The 6,000-nt window shown below is 58.7% G+C and carries 9 protein-coding genes; 5 read left to right on the forward strand and 4 right to left on the reverse strand.

Translation table 11 applies throughout. The features are described from left to right. Nucleotides 1–10: 10 nt before the first annotated feature. Both FHT76_RS30995 and FHT76_RS31000 read right to left on the reverse strand, forming a co-directional pair. A complete protein-coding gene (locus FHT76_RS30995; RefSeq protein ID WP_183757280.1) occupies nt 11–166 on the reverse strand; it encodes a hypothetical protein in 156 nt (51 codons plus the stop codon). A gap of 89 nt (nt 167–255) precedes the next feature. After that, a complete protein-coding gene (locus tag FHT76_RS31000; protein WP_183864544.1) occupies nt 256–477 on the reverse strand; it encodes a hypothetical protein in 222 nt (73 codons plus the stop codon). Between the two features lie 178 nt (nt 478–655). Here FHT76_RS31000 and coaD point away from each other — a divergent pair, with 178 nt between their 5' ends. The 5 genes from coaD (at nt 656) to tgt (ending at nt 4,570) form a co-directional block, all read left to right on the forward strand. Continuing rightward, nucleotides 656–1,150, forward strand: coding sequence for a pantetheine-phosphate adenylyltransferase (gene coaD / locus FHT76_RS31005; protein WP_259130531.1), 495 nt, complete (start codon nt 656–658; stop codon nt 1,148–1,150). 28 nt (nt 1,151–1,178) lie between these two features. Then, nucleotides 1,179–1,748, forward strand: coding sequence for a peptidylprolyl isomerase (locus tag FHT76_RS31010; protein ID WP_183757283.1), 570 nt, complete (start codon nt 1,179–1,181; stop codon nt 1,746–1,748). 26 nt (nt 1,749–1,774) lie between these two features. After that, nucleotides 1,775–2,284, forward strand: coding sequence for a peptidylprolyl isomerase (locus FHT76_RS31015; protein WP_183864542.1), 510 nt, complete (start codon nt 1,775–1,777; stop codon nt 2,282–2,284). Between the two features lie 72 nt (nt 2,285–2,356). Continuing rightward, nucleotides 2,357–3,439 (forward strand): tRNA preQ1(34) S-adenosylmethionine ribosyltransferase-isomerase QueA, encoded by a 1,083-nt coding sequence (gene queA, locus FHT76_RS31020; protein ID WP_183864541.1) that lies wholly within the window; start codon nt 2,357–2,359, stop codon nt 3,437–3,439. Beyond that, nucleotides 3,440–4,570 (forward strand): tRNA guanosine(34) transglycosylase Tgt, encoded by a 1,131-nt coding sequence (gene tgt, locus FHT76_RS31025; protein WP_183864540.1) that lies wholly within the window; start codon nt 3,440–3,442, stop codon nt 4,568–4,570. A 50-nt stretch (nt 4,571–4,620) separates the two neighbouring features. On the opposite strand, the gene FHT76_RS31030 is transcribed toward tgt, so the two are convergent. Both FHT76_RS31030 and FHT76_RS31035 read right to left on the reverse strand, forming a co-directional pair. Further along, complete coding sequence (locus FHT76_RS31030) at nt 4,621–5,049, reverse strand: DUF4864 domain-containing protein (protein WP_183864539.1); 429 nt, start codon at nt 5,047–5,049, stop codon at nt 4,621–4,623. A gap of 128 nt (nt 5,050–5,177) precedes the next feature. Then, the gene (locus tag FHT76_RS31035; RefSeq protein WP_259186183.1) at nt 5,178–5,366 is read right to left on the reverse strand and encodes a hypothetical protein; all 189 of its coding nucleotides are present in this window, start codon (nt 5,364–5,366) and stop codon (nt 5,178–5,180) included. Nucleotides 5,367–6,000 lie beyond the last annotated feature (634 nt).

A 6,000-nucleotide genomic window follows, 5' to 3' on the forward strand; every position in this document is an offset into this window, starting at 1 on the left:
TTCACGTTCCTTAGTACTGGCTCGTTATCGCCGCGCGTGCCGACGCATAGGGGCCATATACCTTGGACGCATCCACTTTGTGATCGTAGAGCGCGATAGTCGCTGCAAGCATACCGGTCATCATTACCATCCAGACGGCATTAATCATGGTAATCTTATTGGGCATTTTTTCTTCCTTGTGCAGCGTATCGCGTTACGCTTCGGTTGAGTGAACGCATGCGTGCGAAAATGGTTCCAGGGGTATTGGCCGGTCATTTACCAAGGCCGATCTGAAGCGACTTTGAATGCGTCGTTCATCTGGCGTTCAGAATTCTTAATCGGTTTAAACGCCACATTTCCGGTCGCACGCACGATTGCGTAATGTTCCCGCACGCTTGGCCGAACCCAACCTGCATCCATCTTATCTTGCACGTAGCCGTAGAAAAATTCGGCAAGCAGCGAGACGATGACAGCGAGTGCAACAATGATGATCAGCATGAGCGCTTCCGGGGAGGGGCCGATGCCGGAATGACATCGGCTGTTGACGCTCTCTGTTATAGAGATCTCGCCTGAAGCCGGCTTGAATGCCGCATTCATCCACCGTTCAGCGACGGGCAAACGACTTGCGGGCGACCTTTATCCGTGACAAAAGGCGTCGAAACAAACGGCTAGGCCAATGACGACAGCTTTCTATCCGGGGTCGTTCGACCCACTGACCAACGGACATCTGGATGTGCTCATCCAGTCGCTGAATGTTGCGTCCGAGGTTATTGTCGCGATCGGCATCCATCCCGGCAAGACGCCGCTCTTTTCCTTCAATGAGCGGGCGGATCTCATTCGCCAGTCTCTGGCGGATGCGCTGCCTGAGAAGGCCAGGAATATCTCGGTCGTTTCCTTCGACAATCTCGTGGTCGATGCGGCGCGCACTCATGGCTCTGCGCTCCTGATCCGCGGCCTGCGTGACGGTACCGATCTCGACTACGAAATGCAGATGGCCGGCATGAACCGCCAGATGGCGCCTGACATTCAAACCATCTTTCTACCGGCCGGAACAGCCTCGCGGCCCATAACCGCCACATTGGTCCGGCAAATCGCTGCCATGGGAGGCGATGTCAGCGCCTTTGTACCGGCTGCCGTCTTGAAAGCCCTTCAATCCAAGCGCAAATCCTAGGCGACATTTTCGCCGCAACGGAGCCAACATGAAACTCTTCTATCTCGCATTTGCAGGCGTGCTTTACCTTGCTTCGTTCGCCGGCGACGCGTTCGCGCAGTCCAGTGACACGCTGACGATCCAGCTGAAGGACGGCCCGGTCGTAGTCCAGCTTATGCCCGACGTTGCGCCGAAGCACGTCGCGCAGATCGAAGCGCTTGCCAAGAAGGGCGCATATGACAACGTGGCCTTCCATCGCGTCATCGAAGGCTTCATGGCGCAGACTGGCGACGTGAAGTTCGGCAACATGGAAAAGGGCTTTGATGCAAGCCTTGCCGGCACCGGCGGCTCCGACCTGCCCGATCTGCCTGCAGAGTTTTCGAAGACGCCTTTCGTTCGCGGCACGGTCGGCATGGCCCGCTCGCAGGATCCGAACTCGGCCAACTCGCAGTTTTTCATCATGTTCGCTGATGGATCCTTCCTCAACGGCCAGTATACCGTCGTCGGCAAGGTCGTTTCCGGCATGGAGAACGTCGACAAGATCAAGCGCGGCGAAGGCCAGAACGGCGAAGTCAGCAATCCCGACCGGATGATCAAAGTCACCGTCGGCAAGAAGTAAGTTTCAAGACAAGTAGGAGAAGAAGAATGGCCGAGATCAAAGATCCCGAAAACACCATCATCCTGGAAACCACCAAGGGCAAGGTTGTCATCCAGTTGCTGCCGGAAGTGGCGCCGGGGCACGTCGCCCGCATCAAGGAACTCGCTCGCGAGAAGGCCTATGACGGCGTTGTCTTCCATCGCGTCATCAACGATTTCATGGCGCAGACCGGCGACGTGAAGTTCGGCAAGAAGGGCAGCGAAAGCTTCAACCCGGGTCGCGCCGGCATGGGTGGCTCCGAGAAGCCGGACCTGAAGGCTGAGTTCTCTGCCGTCAGCCACATCAGGGGTACTTGCTCGATGGCTCGCTCGCAGAACCCGAACTCGGCCAACTCGCAGTTCTTCATCTGCTTCACCGACGCTCCCTGGCTGAACAAGCAGTACTCCGTCTGGGGTCAGGTCATCGAAGGCATGGACAACGTCGACAAGATCAAGAAGGGCGAGCCGGTCGTCGATCCGGACTCGATCGTCTCGATGCGGGTTGCCGCTGACGTCTGATTGTGATTTCTGCTGAAACCCGCCCTTGCGCGAAAGCGTGGGGCGGGTTTCGCTTTGCCTGGATTTTGAGTGATGCGCGTAGACCTCTTTGATTTCGACCTGCCGGATGAACGGATCGCCCTGCGGCCAGCCGAGCCGCGCGACAGCGCGCGTCTGCTCGTCGTCGACCCTGGCAGGGAGGTGCAGCTGTCGGACCATCGGGTAAGCGAACTGCCCAGCTTTCTGAGAGCAGGGGACGCGCTTGTTTTCAACGACACCAAGGTGATCCCGGCACAACTTGAGGGCATCCGTCATCGCGAAGGTGCTGGCGGTCAGCAGGTTTCGGCGACACTCCACATGCGCATCGGCGCCAGCCGCTGGAAGGCCTTCGCAAAGCCCGGCAAACGCATCAAGATCGGCGACCGTATCTCGTTCGGCCACGATGGTAGCAGCTGCCTTCTTGGCAAGCTCGAATGCACTGTCGAAGAGAAGGGCGAGGGCGGCGAAGTCACGCTTGCCTTCGACCTTTCCGGACCGATGCTCGACGAGGCCATCCATTCCGTCGGCCATATTCCGCTGCCGCCCTATATCGCCGCCAAGCGGGCCGAGGACGAGCGCGACCGCGCCGACTACCAGACAATTTATGCCCGCGAGGAGGGTGCCGTCGCGGCTCCTACGGCCGGGCTTCACTTCACGCCAGATCTTTTCGAAGCCATCGACAAGGCAGGCGTCGAGCGACATTTCGTGACGCTGCATGTCGGCGCCGGCACCTTCCTGCCTGTGAAGACCGACGACACCGACGATCACAAGATGCATCTTGAGAGCGGCTATGTCAGCGCCGAGACGGCTGCGAGCCTCAATGCCGTGAAGGCAAGGGGCGGGCGCATCATCTGCGTCGGCACGACGTCGCTCCGATTGATCGAAAGTGCCGCGCAGGAGAACGGAGAAATCCGGGCTTGGTCAGGCGCCACCGGCATCTTCATCACGCCCGGCTACCGCTTCAAGGCGGTTGACATGCTGATGACAAACTTCCATTTGCCTCGCTCCACGCTGTTCATGCTCGTTTCGGCCTTTGCCGGCTTCGAGACGATGCACGCAGCTTACAGCCACGCGATTTCGACGGGCTACCGCTTCTATTCCTATGGCGATTCCAGCCTCCTTTTCCGGAAAACCTAAATGACCGAGAACTTCCAGTTCACCCTCAAGACGACCGACGCTGGTGCCCGCCTGGGCGAGGTCTCTATGCCGCGCGGCACGATCCGCACGCCTGCTTTCATGCCTGTCGGCACCGTCGGCACCGTCAAGGCGATGTATCTTGACCAGGTTCGCGATACCGGTGCCGACATCATTCTCGGCAATACCTACCATCTCATGCTGCGCCCGACGGCCGAACGCGTTGCCCGCCTCGGCGGTCTTCACAAGCTGATCCGCTGGGACGGGCCGATCCTGACCGACAGCGGCGGGTTCCAGGTCATGTCGCTCTCCGGCCTTCGCAAGCTCGATGAGCAGGGAGTAACCTTCAAGTCGCATGTCGACGGCAGCCTGCACCACATGTCGCCGGAGCGTTCGATCGAGATCCAGGGATTGCTGGATTCCGACATTCAGATGCAGCTCGACGAGTGCGTGGCACTTCCTGCGGAACCGCGCGAAATCGAGCGCGCCATGGAGCTGTCGCTACGCTGGGCCGAACGATGCAAGATCGCCTTCGGCAACCAACCGGGGAAGGCGATGTTCGGCATCGTGCAGGGTGGGGATGTGCCGGCACTTCGAGTCCGCTCGGCCGCGGCCCTGACCGATCTCGATCTCAAGGGCTATGCGGTCGGCGGTCTCGCTGTCGGCGAGCCTCAGGACGTCATGCTGAAGATGCTCGAGGAAACGCTGCCGGTGCTGCCGACGGAAAAGCCGCGCTACCTCATGGGCGTCGGCACGCCTGACGACATCCTGAAGTCCGTCGCTCGCGGCATCGATATGTTCGACTGCGTCATGCCGACCCGTTCCGGCCGGCACGGGCTTGCCTTTACGCGCCGCGGCAAGGTCAACATCCGCAACGCCCGCCACGCCGAGGATATGCGTCCGCTCGATGACCAGTCGAATTGCCCGGCTTCGCGTGACTACTCGCGCGCCTACCTGCATCACCTCGTACGCGCCAATGAGGCGCTCGGCGGCATGCTGCTCTCCTGGCACAATCTTGCTTACTACCAGGAACTGATGCAGGGCATCCGCAAGGCGATCGCTGAAGGCCGGTTTGCCGACTTTATGGCAGAGACCCAGGAAGAATGGGCGAGGGGCGACCTGGAGCCGGTATAAGACGGGAAGGGCACTGCACTCCGTCCGGTGGAAGCCCGCCTGCCCGCCACTCAGATGCCCTTGCTTTCGGTGTTCGGCACGATCTGGACGCCATTGATCTTGTAGTTTCCGTCGGGTTGGCGGGCCACCTGATAAATCGCGGTCCAGTCCTTGCCGTCGCGTCCTGATATCAGTACCTCGTGATAGATCATCGCGCCGTTGTCGATCGATCGGCTGCGGCCGAAGGCATAGTTGCCGGGATGATAAACCGGCTCATAGCTCTTCTTGACCATCGCGAAGAAAACATTCTTGTCGGGATAGATCGCCTTGATACCGGGCGCAGCATAGGAATAGGCCGTATCAACATCGTCGTTCAAGAATGCCTTGATCTGCGCCTCGATCATCGTACGCGTCGTGTCGATCGGATCCTCGGCCCGAGTGGTACCAAGAAAAACGAAAGACGCGGCAAACAGAATGAAAATTGCAAGAATGGCGCGCATGGCAACGGCTCCGGCTGTGTCAGCGTATTCTAAAGCAGTCTACGGACAAGGGAAGGGGCAGGAAGGCATGGCGCTTTCGCTTTGGTGGCGGGGTCGCGACGCCTCGCGACCCCGCCTGCGTCTACAGCCTAGCCGAGGGCCTTGAAGAGCAGTGCGCCCGCACCTGTCGAAAACAGGAAGGTCATCACCTTGAAAAGTTCGTCAAGCATCGCGGTGCTGTGCACCGTCGGAAAAATAATGGGCAGCGTAGCAATCGCGAAGGCGGCAAGGCCGCAGAATACCGTAAGAATAATGACAGTTGCTTTGAGGAGATTCATAGGATTCCTCTTGTCTGTTAAGATCGAGAGAAAACCCGCTATCCAAGCAAGGAACTTCCCCCGATCGAGTGGATCGAGAACGAAGTTCCTCGCCATTCTCCATCGACTGCCCACTCACGCGGGCAAGGATGGCTGAGGGAACCAAAGAAACGGGTAGAAACGGATAGCTGGCGATGGAGAAAGCCGAGTCATCCACCTGATTAATATCAGGCACTCCCCATATACCTCATTGCTAATATTTATACAAGCGCGATGCATCCGGGCTGTTGCGCTCAACGACTATACATGCCGCCCGGCGGCGGCGCCGTTATCGGAGTGTCGCGATCATGGCAAAAATCCCGAACCAGTTCGCGAGTGATCGTCATGCCGTAGCGGCGGAGCAAAGGTGCAATTTCTGTCTGCTGATCGTTTCTCATGCATCCGCGCGATCAACGCCGCCATTCGCATATTCAACTGTAGGACAAACTAGGGGAGCTCCATCCACCACGAAATCATGGCCATTATCGTGTTCTCGTCGGGTTTGAAGATGGAACCGCTTCGTGTGAGTTCATGCTGAACCGCGACTTTTGTGGCTCATCAAGCTAGCCGGCATGTCTGATCTGCGCGAGCAGTTTCTTTCGGAAGACTTCGGCCG

Source organism: Rhizobium sp. BK176 (assembly GCF_024808055.1).